Source organism: Segatella paludivivens DSM 17968 = JCM 13650 (genome assembly GCF_000373185.1).
Lineage (GTDB): Bacteria > Bacteroidota > Bacteroidia > Bacteroidales > Bacteroidaceae > Prevotella > Prevotella paludivivens.
This window is the reverse complement of sequence record NZ_KB890638.1, coordinates 166,937-184,371: the sequence shown is the minus strand read 5'-3', so window position 1 is coordinate 184,371 and position 17,435 is coordinate 166,937. Positions and strand designations below refer to the sequence as shown.

At 36.4% G+C, this 17,435-nt stretch carries 17 protein-coding genes and 1 pseudogene; 10 read left to right on the top strand and 8 right to left on the bottom strand.

Going from position 1 to position 17,435, the window contains the following annotated elements; translation table 11 throughout:
• Positions 1-202: pseudogene (locus B045_RS0106185) on the bottom strand (IS256 family transposase); the annotation flags it as partial.
• A 346-nt stretch (positions 203-548) separates the two neighbouring features.
• Here B045_RS0106185 and B045_RS0106180 point away from each other — a divergent pair.
• The gene (locus B045_RS0106180; protein ID WP_018463402.1) at positions 549-1,076 is read left to right on the top strand and encodes an RNA polymerase sigma factor; all 528 of its coding nucleotides are present in this window, start codon (positions 549-551) and stop codon (positions 1,074-1,076) included.
• Between the two features lie 86 nt (positions 1,077-1,162).
• Here the strand turns inward: B045_RS0106180 and B045_RS0106175 are convergent, their stop codons facing one another.
• Entirely contained in the window at positions 1,163-2,620 is a 1,458-nt protein-coding gene (locus B045_RS0106175; RefSeq protein ID WP_018463401.1) for an aminoacyl-histidine dipeptidase, read from the bottom strand.
• A 99-nt stretch (positions 2,621-2,719) separates the two neighbouring features.
• Here B045_RS0106175 and B045_RS0106170 point away from each other — a divergent pair, with 99 nt between their 5' ends.
• The gene (locus B045_RS0106170; RefSeq protein ID WP_018463400.1) at positions 2,720-2,914 is read left to right on the top strand and encodes a hypothetical protein; all 195 of its coding nucleotides are present in this window, start codon (positions 2,720-2,722) and stop codon (positions 2,912-2,914) included.
• Positions 2,915-2,969: 55 nt separating this feature from the next.
• Positions 2,970-3,587, top strand: coding sequence for an OmpH family outer membrane protein (locus B045_RS0106165; protein WP_018463399.1), 618 nt, complete (start codon positions 2,970-2,972; stop codon positions 3,585-3,587).
• A gap of 83 nt (positions 3,588-3,670) precedes the next feature.
• On the opposite strand, the gene nth is transcribed toward B045_RS0106165, so the two are convergent.
• On the bottom strand, positions 3,671-4,321 hold the full coding sequence (gene nth / locus B045_RS0106160; RefSeq protein ID WP_018463398.1) for an endonuclease III: 651 nt from the start codon (positions 4,319-4,321) through the stop codon (positions 3,671-3,673).
• 57 nt (positions 4,322-4,378) lie between these two features.
• On the opposite strand from nth, the gene B045_RS0106155 reads away from it, so the two are divergent.
• Entirely contained in the window at positions 4,379-5,083 is a 705-nt protein-coding gene (locus B045_RS0106155) for a DUF2461 domain-containing protein (RefSeq protein ID WP_018463397.1), read from the top strand.
• Here B045_RS0106155 and kdsB read toward each other — a convergent pair.
• Entirely contained in the window at positions 5,064-5,807 is a 744-nt protein-coding gene (gene kdsB / locus B045_RS0106150; RefSeq protein WP_018463396.1) for a 3-deoxy-manno-octulosonate cytidylyltransferase, read from the bottom strand. The two genes, B045_RS0106155 and kdsB, sit on opposite strands and share 20 nt — an antisense overlap.
• Positions 5,808-5,916: 109 nt before the next feature.
• Between kdsB and B045_RS0106145 the strand changes: the two genes are divergently transcribed.
• From B045_RS0106145 to B045_RS0106125, 5 genes are read left to right on the top strand one after another with little or no spacing between them, the layout of a single operon-like run.
• Positions 5,917-7,029 (top strand): MORN repeat-containing protein, encoded by a 1,113-nt coding sequence (locus tag B045_RS0106145; protein WP_025883214.1) that lies wholly within the window; start codon positions 5,917-5,919, stop codon positions 7,027-7,029.
• A 43-nt stretch (positions 7,030-7,072) separates the two neighbouring features.
• Positions 7,073-7,519, top strand: a complete 447-nt coding sequence (locus B045_RS0106140; protein ID WP_018463394.1) for a YhcH/YjgK/YiaL family protein — start codon at positions 7,073-7,075, stop codon at positions 7,517-7,519.
• Between the two features lie 13 nt (positions 7,520-7,532).
• On the top strand, positions 7,533-9,605 hold the full coding sequence (locus tag B045_RS0106135; protein ID WP_018463393.1) for an alpha amylase C-terminal domain-containing protein: 2,073 nt from the start codon (positions 7,533-7,535) through the stop codon (positions 9,603-9,605).
• 21 nt (positions 9,606-9,626) lie between these two features.
• On the top strand, positions 9,627-10,799 hold the full coding sequence (locus B045_RS0106130; RefSeq protein WP_018463392.1) for a DUF6057 family protein: 1,173 nt from the start codon (positions 9,627-9,629) through the stop codon (positions 10,797-10,799).
• Positions 10,796-11,731, top strand: a complete 936-nt coding sequence (locus tag B045_RS0106125) for an alpha/beta hydrolase (RefSeq protein WP_018463391.1) — start codon at positions 10,796-10,798, stop codon at positions 11,729-11,731. Before B045_RS0106130 ends, B045_RS0106125 begins: the two co-directional genes overlap by 4 nt.
• Positions 11,732-11,745: 14 nt before the next feature.
• Here B045_RS0106125 and B045_RS0106120 read toward each other — a convergent pair whose 3' ends face one another.
• Positions 11,746-12,345 (bottom strand): aminotransferase class IV family protein, encoded by a 600-nt coding sequence (locus B045_RS0106120; protein ID WP_025883210.1) that lies wholly within the window; start codon positions 12,343-12,345, stop codon positions 11,746-11,748.
• Positions 12,311-13,300 carry an aminodeoxychorismate synthase component I gene (locus tag B045_RS0106115; RefSeq protein ID WP_018463389.1) on the bottom strand — a complete coding sequence of 330 codons (990 nt, stop codon included), beginning with the start codon at positions 13,298-13,300 and terminating at the stop codon, positions 12,311-12,313. The genes B045_RS0106120 and B045_RS0106115 overlap by 35 nt, the downstream gene beginning before the upstream one ends.
• A gap of 272 nt (positions 13,301-13,572) precedes the next feature.
• On the opposite strand from B045_RS0106115, the gene B045_RS0106110 reads away from it, so the two are divergent.
• Positions 13,573-15,588, top strand: a complete 2,016-nt coding sequence (locus B045_RS0106110; protein WP_018463388.1) for a patatin-like phospholipase family protein — start codon at positions 13,573-13,575, stop codon at positions 15,586-15,588.
• Positions 15,589-15,628: 40 nt separating this feature from the next.
• On the opposite strand, the gene B045_RS0106105 is transcribed toward B045_RS0106110, so the two are convergent.
• Together B045_RS0106105 and B045_RS0106100 are read right to left on the bottom strand one after the other, a co-directional pair.
• Positions 15,629-16,873 (bottom strand): outer membrane beta-barrel protein, encoded by a 1,245-nt coding sequence (locus B045_RS0106105; protein ID WP_018463387.1) that lies wholly within the window; start codon positions 16,871-16,873, stop codon positions 15,629-15,631.
• A gap of 1 nt (position 16,874) precedes the next feature.
• Positions 16,875-17,435, bottom strand: coding sequence for an RNA polymerase sigma factor (locus B045_RS0106100; protein ID WP_018463386.1), 561 nt, complete (start codon positions 17,433-17,435; stop codon positions 16,875-16,877).

Below are 17,435 nucleotides of genomic sequence, written 5' to 3'. Positions count from 1 at the left end.
TGGACATCTTCCCATTACGACGATTGGTTTTATTCAAAGGCTTGGTTGCCTCAAGATGATTATCCAACTCTCCTTCAAGAGCGGCATTAAGAAAATCTTCCAATACACGGTGAAAAGCACCATCTTTACCAAACAAGGCGGTGCCACTCTTAAACTGATCTTTTGCCTGAGATAACATCTCAGAATACTCTTCTTGTGTCATTTTGATAACATTATTATACTGTAAAAACAGCGATTAATACTTTTTATTGTATTAACTCATGACACAGTTGAAATGACATCCTCCTTTTATTATTTCGAGCGTGTTGTTTTTGAGTTTTAAAATTCTTGCAAATATCAGATAATGTCTGCAATTTGTCTCAATTTGTTTATTTTTTGTTACATGCCATTTTATCTGGTATATCATATTCTTTTTCTGTTGTAACAAAATGTTATCGTTTTCATAATAATATGTTTCATTTAAACAGAATTAATGTTTTTAGGTTTTACGGGACAAAATATTTGTATTATCTTTGCGTAAATCAAAACCATTTTATAGGTTGGAATTTATGAAAGATACTAATGCCGAATTCAGTATAATCGCTGAATATTATTCTCAACATTACGAAGAGCTCAAAGCCTTTGTTGCTAAACGCTTGCTATATAGTGAGACCGCAGAGGACATTGTTCAGAATGTCTTTTTAAAGTTGATGTCTATTGATAGCATGGTCACTCCTGTTACATTACCAAGTCTAGTTTACACAACAGCTCGTAACTTGATATATGATTATTGGCGTCATCGCAAGTATGTTGACGAATATGAGCATTATGTAAAGCATTCAGGAGGAATGTTTGCTGGGGTATCTTCAGATAATCCAATGTCGGTCTACTCTGTAAATGAGATCAATGAGATCTTGGAACACGGTATAACATCTTTGTCTGAGCATCAACAAAAGATTTATCGTCTAAATATATATAATGGTATGAAAGTGTCTGAAATTTCTCAGACATTAGATATGAATTACAAAAGTGTTGAGCATCGTCTTGGTTCAGCACGTAAGGAGGTTAGGGAATATATACGCAAGGCTTTGGCCTAATGCTAACATAGTTTATATATATGTACATTTTAAAAAGAGGTCTCAAAAAATGAGGCCTCTTTCCTTTTTATATTATAGTAAGTGATTTACTCCTGTGGAATGTTTTTAAGTATCTCCAAAAGATGATTCCAAACCATTTGTACTGTAGGAATGAACAAGCACTCGTCTGGAGTGTGGACATTACGTAATGTAGGACCAAAGCTAACCATGTCTAAGCTAGGATATTTCTCTGAGAATAGTCCACATTCCAATCCTGCGTGAATACCTTTTACAACAGGATCTTTTCCAAATAGCTTTTTGTATGCCTCAACAGTAATCTTCACAAGTTTACTTTCTGGATTCATCTTCCATGCTGGATAACCATCATTTTGTTCAACTTTTGCTCCAGCAAGTTCGAATGTGGCTTTTATCGCGTTTGCCATGTTGCGAAGATTGCTCATTACATTACTTCTCTGACTTGAAACAATAGTAATCTTATCTTCTTCGCTCTGTACGCTAGCTACATTGCTTGAAGTTTCAACCATATATGCAATTGCCTCGTCCTGGCAGTTAGTAAGCGGACCATTGTCTAAAGCTTGCAAAGCAAGAATTACATTGTGTGAAGCAGCCTTTGGTAAAACATCTTGTGCATCTGTACTATGCATGTCCCAAACCATAGTTGGGTCTGTTACGTGGAATTCGTCCTCAACGTCTGCTGCGAATACATTCCAATCAGCCATAACTTCTTCTTTCTTGTCTGTAGGAACAGCAAATGTTATTTTTCCATCACGAGGTATAGCGTTGTGCATTTTACCAGAGTTCCATTGTGTAAGACGAACTTCAATCTTGTCCTGTTCCATATATAGGAAACGTGCCATGATCTTTATCGCGTTTGCTCTCTTCTTATTTATGTCGTCACCAGAATGACCTCCGTTTAATCCTTTTAGTGAACCTTCCATAAAGAAGTAGTTTGTAGGTGCTTTCTCACGTTTGAATGTAAATGTAGCGGTTGTGTTAATACCTCCTGCACAGCTTACGAATATTTGTCCCTCGTCTTCTGAGTCAAGGTTTATAAGATATTTACCGCTCATGAAATCAGACTTCATGCCAAATGCTCCAGTAAGTCCAGTTTCTTCATCACGTGTGAAAACGCATTCTATAGGACCGTGTTCTATATCTTCGCTGGCAAGGATAGCTAGTTCAATTGCATCTCCAATACCGTCATCAGCACCAAGAGTTGTGCCCTTTGCGTGCATCCATTCTCCGTCAACATATGTTTGTATGGCATCCTTATGGAAATCAAAGTCCACGTCAACAAGTTTGTCGCAAACCATATCCATGTGGCTCTGTAATATTGTTGTTGCACGGTTTTCAAATCCCTTTGTTGCTGGTTTACGTATAAGAACATTACCCGTTTCGTCAACTTTTGTCTCAAGATTATGGCTTGTACCAAACTTCTTAAGATATTCAATCATCATTTCCTCATGCTTTGATGGGCGTGGAATTTTGTTAATTTCAGCGAACTGCTCAAATACATGAGCTGGTTTTAATTCTACATTACTCATTTTTTATATCTTTTTATTTTGTTTTATTTTGTCCTTTTATTGTTTTATGTTACCTTTGCCACTGTTTAGTGTAAAAGATTCACTGCAAAAGTAATAAAAATGGTACAAACATTATTATTGAGCGTGTTAATAATTGCTATATGTGTTGCATTATTATGCGTGAAAATCATTCTCCGCAAGAATGGGCAGTTTTCTTCTCAGCATGTCCATGATAATCCTGGATTGCGAAAGAAGGGTATACACTGTGTTATCGATCAAGACAAAGAGGCTCGTAAAGCAGGAAAAGCTTATTGATTAGCTAATTTGTACTGTGGTTTTATTGATTCAAAAAGTTAAAAGATAAATAAAAATGAACAAGAAAAACATTTTCAAGACCATGGCAGTTGTAGCTGTAGCTACGATGGCTATGACTAGTTGCGACCAGTCTGCTCCAAAGCTGGACTCTAAATCTGATGCCGCTCAGTCAAATCCAACAAAACTTAAGATTGCTTATGTTGAAGTTGACAGTATTATGAGTCAATACAAGTTCTGCAAGGACTATTCATTGACTTTGCAGAAGAAGGGTCAGAATATTCAAAATACTCTTGCTGCAAAGCAGCAGCAACTACAGGCAGCAGCTGCTAATTTTCAGCAGAAAGTTCAGCAGAATGCTTACACACGTGAGCAAGCTGAGGCTATCAATGCTGGCTTGCAGAGACAGAATGCTGATTTGCAGACTTTGAATCAACGTTTGAGTGCTGAGTTCCAGAGTGAGACAAATAAATATAATGCTGCTCTTCGTGACAGTATACAGAATTTCCTTAAGGTTTATAACAAGGATAAGAAATATACTTTGATTTTGAGCAAGGCTGGTGATAACCTTCTTTATGCTGATAAGACTTATGATATAACAAATGAGGTTATTGCAGGTCTTAACAAATCATACAAGCCTTCTGCAAAGATGGCTGCTGCTACTGTAAAGAAATAATAACGTATCAGTATTTATAATATAAAAAGGTTGAAAGAAATTCTTTCAACCTTTTTTATTTGTATTAATCTGTTTTATTTATTTTAAACCAGTTTACTCCCTTCCATAATCTTTGGGCATATATCATTCAATCCACATTTATCGCATTGTGGATTCAGGCTTTTACATGTATATCGTCCGTGTAAAAGTAGCCAGTGATGAGCGGTTGTTACTTCATTCTCTGGAATGTATTTCAATAGTTCACATTCAACTTTAAACGGAGTATTGGCATTAGCTGGAACAAGTCCTAGCCTGTGGCTTACTCTATATACATGTGTGTCAACCGCAAGAGTAGGTTTACCAAACCATACAGCCTGAATTACGTTTGCTGTTTTTCTTCCAACTCCAGGTAGTTTTGTTAAATCGTCTGTGTTGTCAGGCACGTTCCCGTCAAAGTCACTTACCAGCATTTTCGACATTTCCGAAAGGTGATTTGCTTTTGCATTAGGATAGCTTACGCTTTTAACTAATTCAAATATGTCTTCAACATCAGCCTTTGCCATTTCATTTGCAGTAGGATAGTGCTTAAATAAATTTGGAGTGACCATGTTTATACGTTTGTCAGTGCATTGTGCGCTAAGTAAAGTCGCAACAAGTAATTGAAATGCACTTCCGAAATCTAGTTCGGTAGTTACATTTCCCATTTCCTTGTTGAAGTAATCTAATATATAGTTGAATCTTTCTTTTCTAGTCATGTTGCAAAAATACAAAAAAATAGTATCTTTGCAACAGAATAACGAAATAAATAAACTATGGATGCTAAAAGAATTTTGAATTTCTTAAATGATGTTTCAAAAAACAACAATCGTGATTGGTTTCATGAGCATAAGGACGAATATGATAGTTGCAAGGCTGAATTTGAGGCAGGGGTCACAAAGGCAATTGCTGCCATTTCGCAGTTTGATCCTTCGATTTCACACATAGCAGCCAAGGATGCATGTTTTCGTTTCTATCGTGATGTTCGTTTCAGAGAAGACAAACGACCATACAAAGATCATTTCGGGGCATATATAGGCGCTCATGGAAAAAAAGCCCTTCATGCTGGATATTATATTCATCTACAGCCAGAAGCATGCCTCGTTTCAGCTGGTGCTTATTGGTTGCCGACAAACATTCTTACCGCTTGTAGAAATGAGATAATGGGAAATATTGATGAGTGGCGTAAGTGTGTGGAGAATGGTAAGTTTATTAATCTATTTGGTTATCCTAATGAAGGGGATTGGGAGAAGCATAGTGGAAAGGGATTTGGACTAACACATCTTAAAACATCACCAAAAGGATTTCCTCGTGATTATGAGTTTATTGAGTATCTGAAAATGAAAGACTATGCTTGCTGGAAATATGTTTCAAATGATTATTACGAAGGTGATGGCTGGCTAGAAAACATGGTAGATATTTTCAAGACAGCCAAACCAATGATGGACTTTACAAATAATGTTATTGACGATTACGAATAAATTCCTCAGCCCTTCTTAGGTCATCAGGTGTATCAATGCCTACGGTTTCTGCATTAGTAAGTCCAACTTTTATCTTGTATCCGTTTTGTAGCCAGCGTAGTTGTTCAAGACTTTCAGCAAGCTCCAATTCTGATTGAGATAGTTTTGTTATTTCATTAAGAACGTTTGACCTGTATGCATATACACCAAGATGTTTCAAGAAAGTATGTTTCTTTAGCCATTCACTCTTTTCAACACCGCGTATAAATGGTATGATGCTACGACTGAAGTACATAGCATAACCATTGTTGTCAAGGACTATTTTAGGAGAGTTTGGATTTTCTACCGCTTCAATGCTCTCAAAAGGCTTTCCTAGTGTGGCTATTTGTGTATTTTTGTCATCAAAACATTTACAAAGAGTTTCTATTTGAGATTTTTGTATGAAAGGTTCGTCTCCCTGGATGTTTACAACTACATCAAAATTACCACCTACCTTTTGTATAGCTTCTTCAATTCTGTCTGTACCGCTATGATGTTCTGTTGATGTCATCACAGCTTTACCGCCAAACTCCTTTACCTTATTATATATTCTTTCATCATCTGTCGCAACATACACGGCGTCGAGAACTTTTGAAGCCTGTTCGTATACATGTTGTATTACTGGCTTGCCAGCCAAAAGGGCAAGTGGCTTGCCCGGAAAACGTGTTGAAGCGTATCGGGCAGGGATTAATCCTATAAATTTCATCTTTCTTTTTTGTTGTTTGTTGGTGCAAAATTAATAAAAAATACTAACTTATTTTGCTATTCACCATTATTTTGTTAACTTTGGGCTTGAAACTATAATTTGGAAAACAGTGAAAAAACTTATTATATCAATTATATCCTTAATTCTACCATTCATGGCTACAGCGCAGAAGATAGTTCTAGGCTCGTGCACGACACATGACAATGGTCAATATAAAGGACAGATGATGAATGGAAAACCCAACGGCAAAGGTAATACTGTCTTCAAGAATGGTGATAGTTATGTCGGTGAGTATATAAAAGGTAAACGCGATGGATATGGCGTTTACTCTTTTTCTGATGGTGAAAAATATGAAGGACAATGGTTTCAAGATCAACAACATGGTCGTGGAACTTTTTATTTCTCCAACAATAATAAATATGTAGGTTTATGGTTCCGTGATTTTCAGCAGGGACAGGGTATAATGTATTATTATAATGGTGATAAGTATGATGGTTCTTGGTCTCAGGATAAACGTGAGGGTAGGGGACGTTATACCTATTCAAGTGGTGCCTATTACGATGGAATGTGGAAAGCCGACCAAAAAAGTGGACATGGTTTCTTTGATTGGGGCGATGGTACTACGTATGATGGTATGTGGGCTAATAATCAACGTTCAGGAAAAGGAACAAATAAGTATGCTGATGGTGATGTATATATAGGTAATTGGGCTGATGATATACAGAATGGTAGCGGTATTTATAAGTTCCAGAATGGCGATGTGTATGAAGGTGATTATGCACAGGGCGAACGTACTGGTGAAGGTATATTCAAATATGCATCTGGTGATCGTTACACAGGACATTTCAATGAAGGAGAAAAGGACGGTATGGGTACTTATGAATGGCGTACAGGTGATGTATATGTAGGCTTATGGAAGAATGATTTACAGAATGGACATGGCAAACTTACCAAGAAAAATGGTGATGTGTTTGAAGGTGACTTTAAGGATGGACATATTGAGGGAGAAGTAATCATTCATTATGTTAATGGAAGCCGTTTCAAGGGAACATATAAGAAAGGTCTTCGCAATGGTGCTGCTATTGAAGAGGACAAAGATGGAAATCGTTTCGAAGGTTCTTATGTAGATGATGTTCGTGACGGACGTTTTGTTGAGAAAGACCGTAACGGAAACGTCACAAGAACAGGACACTATGAAAGTGGCAAATTATTTTTAGACTAAGACAATAGATAATATAAAAACAACAACTTAAAACTTTGAAATCATGATTATTGACAAAATTGAGAATCTAGTTAAATATATAAATATTAATCCGTTATTCGCTGATGTCGTGAAGTTCTTGGAAAGTAATGACCTCAATACACTCGAAGAAGGAAAGCACGAGATTAAAGGAGCAGACTTGTTTGTGAATGTACAGGCTAACTCTGGCAAAAAATTGCAAGATGCTGTTCTTGAGTATCACAAGAAAATGATAGATATTCAAATTCCACTTAGTGATTCAGAAACTTTTGGATACACTCCAGTTGACGAATTGCCAGAGGTGGAATTTAATGAACAGAAGGATATTGCTAAAGTTCCAGATGTAAAGTCTCAGACTTATGTGACTCTTAATCCAGGACAGATGGCTATATTCTTTCCACAGGATGGTCATGCACCATGTATCTCTGAATCTGACTGTTTGAAAAAAGTCATTTTCAAGATTCTAGCATAAAATAATCTAAATTATGGCAACAAGAAAAGCTACTGAAAAGAGAGTTGCTGCAAGAACAACTAAGAAGGCTACGGTTTGTGGGCACATTGGAATTGTGAAAAACGATCCATACCTAGAACCTTATGAGGATGCTATTTGCGGACGACACGATAATGCGTTGCGCAAATTGGCTCAGTTTACTAACGGCGGAAAGAAAAGTATTACTGATTTTGCCGCTGGGTACGAATACTATGGACTTCATATGTTGAGTAGGGAATGGGTGTTCCGTGAATGGGCACCTAATGCCACGGCAATATATCTTGTTGGTGACTTCAGTGATTGGAAAGAGAATGACAAGTTTCTTGCTCATCGTATTGAAGGCTCAGGAGATTGGGAACTTTGTGTACCTCTTAAATATATTCATCATGGAGACTTTTTCAAGATGCATGTAAAATGGAATGGTGGCGAAGGTGAACGCATACCTGCTTGGGCAACACGTGTTGTGCAGGATGAACACACAAAAATATTCTGTGCACAGGTATGGAGTCCTGAACAATCTTACCAGTGGAGTGTAACGTCTTTCTCTCCATCAACGTCTCCGTTGCTTATCTATGAATGCCATATCGGCATGGGACAGGATGCCGAAAAAGTTGGTACATATACAGAGTTTAAGGATAATGTATTACCAAGAATTGCTAAGGACGGCTACAACTGTATTCAGATAATGGCTATACAGGAACATCCTTATTATGGTTCTTTTGGTTATCATGTAAGTTCTTTCTTTGCGCCTTCTAGTCGTTTTGGAACTCCTGAGGAGTTGAAGGGACTTATAGATGCAGCGCATTCTAAAGGTATAGCTGTGATAATGGATATTGTACATTCTCATGCTGTAAAGAATGAAGCTGAAGGCTTGGGTAATATAGCAGGTGATCATGACCAGTACTTCTATCCCGGAGAGCGTCATGAGCACCCAGCTTGGGACAGTCTGTGTTTTGATTATAGTAAAGACAATGTTACACATTTTCTATTAAGTAATTGTAAGTATTGGTTGGCTGAATTTCATTTTGATGGATTCCGTTTTGATGGAGTAACGTCAATGCTTTATAATAGTCATGGGCTTGGAGAGGCTTTTAGTGGATATGGGGACTATTTCAATGGTCACGAGGATGATAATGCCATTTGTTATCTTACTTTGGCAAATGTTCTTATCCATAAAGTGAATCCAAAAGCTATAACAATTGCTGAAGAGGTTAGCGGTATGCCTGGACTGGCAGCTAAGTTTGAGGATGGTGGATATGGTTTTGACTATCGCATGGCAATGAATATTCCTGATTTCTGGATAAAGTCTATAAAAGAATTGAAAGACGAGGAATGGAAGCCTAGTTGCATTTTCTGGGAGGTTAGAAATCGTCGTAATGACGAAAAGACCATATCATATTGTGAGAGTCATGACCAAGCCCTGGTAGGCGATAAGACAATTATATTCCGTCTTATTGATGCTGATATGTATTGGCATTTCAAGAGTGGCGATGAGAACGACAAAGTTTATCGAGGTATAGCTCTTCACAAGATGATAAGACTTGTGACAGTATCTACAATAAATGGTGGTTACTTGAATTTCATGGGTAATGAATTTGGACATCCAGAATGGATTGATTTCCCACGCGAAGGTAATAATTGGAGTCATAAATATGCCCGTCGCCAGTGGAATCTTGTCGATAATAAGGAATTAGACTATCATTTTCTTGGTGATTTCGACCGTGAAATGTTAAAGGTGATAAAGAGCGAGAAAAATTTTAACCGAACTCCTATTCAGGAAATATGGCATAATGATGCCGATCAGATATTGGCTTATATGCGTGGAGATCTTCTTTTTGTTTTCAATTTTTCGCCAACTCGTTCGTTTACAGATTATGGATTACTTGTTCCAACAGGTAGCTATGATGTGGTTCTCGATACAGATAGCAAAAAATTCGGTGGTAATGGCTTGAATGATGATTCGATGATGCATTTAACTAATTACGATTCTTTATATGTTGATGAACGCAAGGAATGGTTAAAACTTTACCTACCGGCCCGTTCAGCATTGGTGTTACGTAAAAATTGATAATATATTTATTATATAATAATGTCGAACTATTCTGTTAAGGATGGCACTTGTGTAGTAAGAATTGCATGTGCCGTCTTATTTGTTTCTTTTACGTTTCTGTATCTTTATGATTATCAGGATGATATTTTAGCAATGGCACAGCATGTGTTGTCTGATGGACTGACACATTATAACCGCACAATCGGAGCTGTTCTCATTACTGTTGTTTTATGGTTGTTGCAGATAGGTTTCTATGCACTGTTCCGTTTGCAAGGTCGTGCACATGCAATTACTTTTTTCCCATCATTGCTTACGCTGACAGTTATCACTTCGCCAGATAATTCTATCGACGAAGGATTTTCTTTCGGTGCATGGCTTCTTGCATGGCCGGTTCTCATGCTTATTTGTATTGGAGTTATGTGGTATGCACGACAGGTGCAGCAATATGAACCAGTAGATTCTTCTAAGGGATTCCTTTCTCGCCGAGCATGGATAAACTATGTAACCATGTGTGTTATGTTTGTTTTCGTTGGTCTATTCAGCAATCATAATGATGTGTTTCATTATCGCATGCATGTTGAGAGTTGTCTTAATGACAGTCTTTTTGATGAAGCATTAACAACTGGAGAAAAATCAAATAAAACAGATTCAAGCCTCACAAGTTTGCGTATTCACGCTCTTGCTGAAAAAAATCAATTGGGAGAACGCTTGTTTGAGTATCCCCTCGTAGGTGGTTCTGCAGCAATGCTTCCAAATGGTAAGAGTGTGAAGTATCTTATGTATCCAGAGAAGAATCTGTATAAAAATCTAGGATGTTGGTTAAAACAGCATATGTCAACGATGCACTATCTTAAGTTTATACATCGACATAAACTTGCCACTAAGTCTGCGCATGATTATTTGCTATGTGCTTATCTTCTTGATGGTAATTTGGATGCTTTCGTACATACTATAGGGTTGTATTATGATATTCATGGTCAGATGCCAAAGCATTATCGTGAAGCTCTTACTTTGTATAATCATTTGCGGTCTAATCCATTTATATCATATCGTAGTACAATAATGGAAACTGATTTTCAGGATTTCCAGACATTAATTCATAAATATAATAATCCTGTTGAGCGCGCTGCAGCGCTGAGAGATACTTACGGAAATACGTACTGGTGGTATTATTATAATCAGCATTCTTGTAAATCAAAGTATAACTTATGAAATGTATGTTGATTATTTCAGTAATGCTTTTTTCAGCTCTTTGTAGTCGGGCTTATAATAATGAATTTAAATTGGCTGACGCAAAGGTTTCTAGTGGAAAGTTGTTGGAGTGTGACAACTTTCCAACCAAACTAGTTTCTGAAAGGAATGTGTATGTTTGGTTGCCTGATGGTTATTCTGATAACAAAAAGTATAGTGTCGTGTATATGCACGATGGTCAGATGCTGTTTGATGCTAGCAAAACTTGGAATCATCAAGAGTGGGGAGTAGACGAAACGGTTTCTTCACTTATCAGTTCTGGAAAGATAAATGATTGTATTGTTGTCGGAATCTGGAACATATCAGATAAGAGAATGGATGATTATTTTCCACAAAAGGTATTGAAATATATGGATTCTGACGACTACAATGAGTTTAGCAATGGACTTAGAACTATTGACTTTGATGCCGACAAGTACCTAAAGTTTATCGTAACAGAATTAAAACCATATATTGACAGTCACTTTTCAACATATCAAGATCGTGAGCATACTTTTCTTATGGGATCCAGTATGGGAGGGTTGATTTCACTATATGGTGTATGTGAATATCCAAATGTATTTGGAGGTGCTGCATGCTTATCAATGCATACGCTCATGGTTACTCAGAAATTAAGTAATGAACGAAACACGAAAATCGCAGCGGTTGCTTTCTGTCAATATCTTAAAGAAAATCTGCCTAAAGTGAACAGTTCACATATATATATAGATTATGGTGATCAAACTTTAGACTCACGTTACGCACCTTATCAACAAAGAGTAGACGAAGTATTGCGCAATGCCGGTTGGAAAGTACCTTATTGGACCACAAACTTCTATCCAGGTATGTCACATTGTGAGAATGATTGGGCACGCAGATTGTTTGTTCCGTTTATGTTCCTTCTAGGAAAGTAGGCAACTCTATTTTGTTATAATGATAATGTATCTTTGTTTATGGATATTTCAATATCTCCAAAATCAATCATTGCATTAAACAGTCTTATAGCCTTGTATTCAAAGATATCCTCTTCATTTATATCTTTTTCTTTAATAATATTCTTATTTATTAGATAGGCTCGTTTTGTTCCTTTAAGTAGAGGATGCTTAGGTGTGTACCAAGTGTTTCCATCAAATAGGGCAATATTTGTAAAAGAGGTATCTGTAATGAGGCTGTTTTTAGAAATAATGATATCATCGTATAAGCCTTTCTTTTCAACCAGTTTGTTTATTGCTGAACGGTCTGTGCTTTTAAAACTATATTCTATATGGTTGTCAGTAACAATCTTTAGTGTTTTTATATTGCGCATAGAGTATTCGGAATATGATATATCCTCAATACCATTTTCTCCATATACAACCCTTACCTTTATTGTGGCATTATTTTCTTGAGGAGTTATATAATCGTTTAGGTTTATATTTTTTCCCGTTTGCCAAAAGTGATGTCTTGTGGAGTTTAATCTGTCATTATGGTAACTGATATTGCATGCACAACCATTAATCATCTTTATCGTCTCTACAAATTGGTACATATATTTTTTGTTTTATTTCGTTGTATTCCTTGTTGCAATCACTTTTTGAGGTTATTCCTCCACCTGTTTTGAAGACATATCCATCTCCCTGTTTCTCAATGAATCTTATCATTACGGCACTGTCAATATTTCCGTTGATGCATATTCCCATTGTTCCGGTGTAGAAACCACGTTGATAGTCTTCCGCTTCTGCGATTATATCTACAGTTTTTTTCTTAGGTGCTCCTGTAATAGAACCAGCCGGAAGCTGTGATTCAATAATGTCTCCTATATGTTGTCTGTAGTCATCTGATAGCTGTCCACTGATTTGCGAACTAGTCTGTATTATTTTTCCTGTATTGTTTGATATATAGTCTATATATCTGTATTTATCAACTCTTACATTTGTCGCAATCTTACTTAGGTCGTTCCGTATCAAATCTACTATCGTCGCATGCTCTGCGCTTTCTTTAGCATCCGAAAGTAATATGCTTTCTGCGTCTGGACTTGCAGCGTCGGCAGTTCCCTTCATTGGAAAAGAAAATATTCTTCTGTTGTTTATCTTTATGAATGATTCTGGTGAGAAACAAACTAATTTGTCTTTAATTAGAATACGATATTTGGCTTTAGAAATTATGAAGATATACTTCATAGACATATTGGTCTTTACAGGTACACAACATGTGTAATTTGCAAGATAACTATTGCCAGCCATGATGTTTTTTCTTACGATGTTAAATCCTTTGGCATAACATTCTTTAGTTGGCATGTCTATATTCCATGTAATGTCGTCATCTTCATTTATATGTGTTGAGGCACAGTTTGTAATACCATTGAAGTCGTATTTTATCTCAGTATTGTTTATTTCTTCAAGCGGTTTTATGATAGCTTCATCTCCTTTATAGTTGATAACAAAAAGAAATGGAACATTCTGTTGTCCCAGTTTGTTTATGTAATCAATATATTCTTGTTTCATTTATATTATACTATTTTACCGATAATTCTTTTATATCAAAAAAACTATATAGTGCTAGTTTCTTGCAAAAATAGAGATAATTATCTAAACAACCAAATGCTTTTCGGATATTTATATGTACATTTTTGAGTTGCCTAAATATTGGCAACGTACGTTGTAAAAGTAAAATATTTATATAATATTTGGAGATGTCATGCCTTTGATGTACCTTAGCAAACAAATCAAGCTGAAATATTAATATGGATAGATTTGTATATCGAGTGGGGCTTCTGATGTTATTATTTTCATGTTGTTCCATAACAGAAAATGTTTATGCCGATAATGGCAAAAAGAAAGTTGCAGTGGTACTTTCCGGAGGTGGGGCAAAGGGAATGGCACATATAGGTGTACTCAAAGTTATTCAGAAAGCAGGTATTCCGGTGGACATTGTCACTGGAACATCTATGGGTAGTATTGTCGGAGGATTGTATAGCGTTGGTTGGAATGCAAATGAACTTGATTCTCTTGTTCGTGTGCAGGATTGGCTATTCCTTCTTTCAGACCGTGATGATTATTATTCTCAGAATCTATTGAACCGTGAAAGGCAGAACACATATTTCATTTCTAAAACATTAACCGCAGGAAAGAAAAATATCTTAGATGGTGGAGGATTTATACAAGGTAAAAATCTATCTAAACTTTTTACTCGTCTTACTGCCGGATATAACGATTCTTTGGATTTTAATAAACTTCCTATTCCGTTTGCATGTGTTGCAACTAATATCGTTGATAATACAGAATATGATTTTCATAGCGGTGTTCTGGCTGATGCAATGCGTACAAGCATGTCTGTCCCTTATGCTTTTACTCCCAAAAGAAAGGATGCTATGATGCTTGTGGATGGTGGGTTACGCAATAACTATCCGGCAGATGTAGCAAAGAGCATGGGGGCTGATTATATAATAGGTTCAACTGTACAGAGCAAACCAAAGACTGCCGACGAACTTGCAACAGGAGCTGCTGTTCTTACTCAAATCATTGACATTAATTGTAAGAACAAATATGATGATAATATTGCAATAACAGATATTCCCATACGTGTTAATACATCAGGTTATGGTCCTGCCAGTTTTTCAAATGTGGCCATTGATTCGCTTATACGGCGTGGAGAGGATGCAGCTATGGCACATTGGGATGAGTTGATGGCTCTGAAGCGTAAGTTGGGATATTCTGATGATTATATGCCTAAATACCTACATGCTAGTGATGAGGCAAAGGTTCCCGTTGATTTCGCCAATAAAACTGTTGATAGCAGACCTCCTCATGACGTAATAGTGGGAAATCTTGGTGTTAGGTTTGATACTGAGGAAATCGTGGCTTTGCAGATTAACGGTGTTTACAAGTCTTCTTTGAAACCTCTTGATATAGAAGCCACTTTACGACTTGGACAGCGCATTATGGCTAATGCCCAAGCAATACTTACACCTAAGAAGAATATTAAAATAGGATTTGGATATACTTTCCACTATGATGATATAGATATTTATAATCATGGTAACAACGACTATAACATAAAATTCAATCATCATCAGGTGGGACTGAATATTATGGGAGTTAATATGAAAAATCTTATATTGGATTTAAGCGCACATTTTGATTATTATAACTATCGCAATATGCTTGTATCTGGAGAGGCATTTGGTAATAATGTGATGCTTCGTGATGACCATTTTTTTAGTTATCATACCAAATTGCATTATGATTCAGAGAATACAGGTGTTTTCCCAACACGTGGAGCAAAGTTCAATGCAGAATATGCTTATTTCACAGATAACTTCACGAAATATAAGAACCATCTTGGTTTTAGTGAATTAAGCGCAATGTGGCGAATCTCATTTGCTTTAAATAGTCGTTTCACATTGCAACCAATGGCTTATGGGCGTTTACTTTTTGGAAGTGATATTCCATATATACGCCAGAATGTAATTGGTGGTGAGTGGTTTGGGCATTACTTTGAACAACAGTTGCCTTTCGTTGGAGTAGGGAATGTGGAATTAACGGATCCTCATTTTATTGCTATGCAGTTGAAGGCGCAACAGCGTTTGGGAACAAATAACTATATTTTGTTTCATATAGCAGCAGCACAGCATGGTGACAAACTTAAAAACATCTTAGATAAGGGGCCCATGCTTGGTTATCAGTTAGGTTATTATTACAAGACGATATTTGGACCTTTGGGTGCTAATTTAGAGTACTCAAATAAAACAGATTGTATACACTTTTATATAAATCTTGGTTTTGAGTTTTAAGTAAATGGGGAAGATAAATTGCTTTATCCTCCCCATTTTTCTATTTATTTATATTTATTCTGATTCCTATATTAAGATTGAAGTTAAGAGGATTTTCTGTATAGATGTTTGTTATATCACTTCCGTTCTTAAAATGATAGCTTATGCCTGGTTCTGCATATAGGCTTAGTGATTTATCGGCTTTATATTCTATACCTGCTGCTGCGTTTGTTGAAAACAAGAGCCTGTTGCTCTTTATGTTTTCAGTAGTAGAATATGTTTCTGTTCCATAAGCGTCGTGAGTTGTCTTAGCCTTGCCGTTGACGAGTTTTTCTGCTTCTCCACCAGCTGTTGCATATATGTTTATGGCATTATTATGCCAAATGCTATAGCTTGCCGATAGTGGCAGACCTACATAATGCAGCTTTTGCTCCTTTATGTTCTTTTCTCCACGACTGTTTATGGTAAAGTCTGATGAAAGGTAACTGTAAGTGAAACCCGTCTGTAAGCTCCATCTGTCATTAATCTTATAGTTTATGGATACACCAAGTTTAATAGGTTGGTGATGTTTGGTTTCCGTTGTAAGTTCATTGTTTGAATATACGGCATAATATTTATTGTCGTTAACCATTTTATCGGAACTATCTCCATAATAGTATGCATTAGCCAACATTACTCCATTTTGTGAATTGCTGTAACCATTCATTATTCCAGAGTAGTATGTGGAAACTCTTAATTCAGAGTAATGATTCTTACTGTGATGATATTCATATTTATAGTCATTATATACCGGTCCTGTATAGTTTTGATTACTTGATGTCTTTTTCTGGGGCACGTTGTATTCTGTTTCTTTTGTTGTCGTCTTTTGGGCAACAAGATATTCTTTATTAATAGATGCGTCTTTGTTTGCATCTGTATCTTCTGGTATTAATCCAATTTCTTTCTTTAGGTTGTTAGAAATTCTTAGTATTATGTTACCCTTTTTCTTGTAATTCAATAAATTGTTATCACTTTTCTTGACTATTTCACTTACTTGTGTTTCTTTGTTATTATTTGCAATTTTTATATCATCATTGTTATTATAGTTATTTTTGTTGTTATATAGAATAAAGGCGATAGATATTGCTGCTACAGCTATCACCGAACGCAATGTCCACATAGAGACAGTGTTTGCTTTTTGGGGGCGTGTTGGAGCAATGCCACGACGTACCATCTCTTTCTTGATGTCGTCGAGCAGACCTTCCGGGGCTTTTCTGTTGCTGTCCCTTATTCGGTCTTTGATATCGTTAATCCATTGATCCTTCATTTTATTCTTTTTTTAATCTGTAGTCTTTTATCATCTTGGCAAGTTGTTTCTTTGCCTTGTGAAATTGAGATGCTGATGAATCAGCTTTTATATTAAGTATCTTAGCTATTTCCTTATGACTTTTTCCTTCAATAACGAAAAGGTTGAATACTGTTCTGTAGCCGTCAGGGAGTTTTCTTATCATATTTGTCAGCACCTCTTCGTTTAGGTTACCTATTTCAGGTTCATCATCTTGAATGTCAGGTGGTTCTTTTTCTATATTTACAATCGGCGAACTTTTTTTCTTTCTTATACATAGCAATGATTCGTTAATCACAATTCGTGTAATCCATGCACGCAGCGAACCATTTCCCCTATAATTAAATTCTCCTATCTTTGAGAATATTTTTATGAAACTTTCCTGAAGTACATCTTTAAGTTCGTCATCGTCGGGAATATATCTGGCACAGACAGCGGTTAGATAATCGGCATATTCAGAATATAAGCAATCCATAGCCGAAGCGTCACCCCGTCTGAATAGTTTTATTATATGTTCTTCCTTGCCTGTGCCGAATATATTCAT

Excerpts from the sequence above, each read along its gene's own strand:
- B045_RS0106180 (WP_018463402.1), top strand. The coding sequence starts at position 549 with ATGAAAGATACTAATGCCGAATTCAGTATAATCGCTGAATATTATTCT.
- B045_RS0106175 (WP_018463401.1), bottom strand. The coding sequence starts at position 2,620 with ATGAGTAATGTAGAATTAAAACCAGCTCATGTATTTGAGCAGTTCGCT.
- B045_RS0106170 (WP_018463400.1), top strand. The coding sequence starts at position 2,720 with ATGGTACAAACATTATTATTGAGCGTGTTAATAATTGCTATATGTGTT.
- B045_RS0106165 (WP_018463399.1), top strand. The coding sequence starts at position 2,970 with ATGAACAAGAAAAACATTTTCAAGACCATGGCAGTTGTAGCTGTAGCT.
- nth (WP_018463398.1), bottom strand. The coding sequence starts at position 4,321 with ATGACTAGAAAAGAAAGATTCAACTATATATTAGATTACTTCAACAAG.
- B045_RS0106155 (WP_018463397.1), top strand. The coding sequence starts at position 4,379 with ATGGATGCTAAAAGAATTTTGAATTTCTTAAATGATGTTTCAAAAAAC.
- kdsB (WP_018463396.1), bottom strand. The coding sequence starts at position 5,807 with ATGAAATTTATAGGATTAATCCCTGCCCGATACGCTTCAACACGTTTT.
- B045_RS0106140 (WP_018463394.1), top strand. The coding sequence starts at position 7,073 with ATGATTATTGACAAAATTGAGAATCTAGTTAAATATATAAATATTAAT.
- B045_RS0106135 (WP_018463393.1), top strand. The coding sequence starts at position 7,533 with ATGGCAACAAGAAAAGCTACTGAAAAGAGAGTTGCTGCAAGAACAACT.
- B045_RS0106130 (WP_018463392.1), top strand. The coding sequence starts at position 9,627 with ATGTCGAACTATTCTGTTAAGGATGGCACTTGTGTAGTAAGAATTGCA.
- B045_RS0106125 (WP_018463391.1), top strand. The coding sequence starts at position 10,796 with ATGAAATGTATGTTGATTATTTCAGTAATGCTTTTTTCAGCTCTTTGT.
- B045_RS0106120 (WP_025883210.1), bottom strand. The coding sequence starts at position 12,345 with ATGTACCAATTTGTAGAGACGATAAAGATGATTAATGGTTGTGCATGC.
- B045_RS0106115 (WP_018463389.1), bottom strand. The coding sequence starts at position 13,300 with ATGAAACAAGAATATATTGATTACATAAACAAACTGGGACAACAGAAT.
- B045_RS0106110 (WP_018463388.1), top strand. The coding sequence starts at position 13,573 with ATGTTATTATTTTCATGTTGTTCCATAACAGAAAATGTTTATGCCGAT.
- B045_RS0106105 (WP_018463387.1), bottom strand. The coding sequence starts at position 16,873 with ATGAAGGATCAATGGATTAACGATATCAAAGACCGAATAAGGGACAGC.
- B045_RS0106100 (WP_018463386.1), bottom strand. The coding sequence starts at position 17,435 with ATGAATATATTCGGCACAGGCAAGGAAGAACATATAATAAAACTATTC.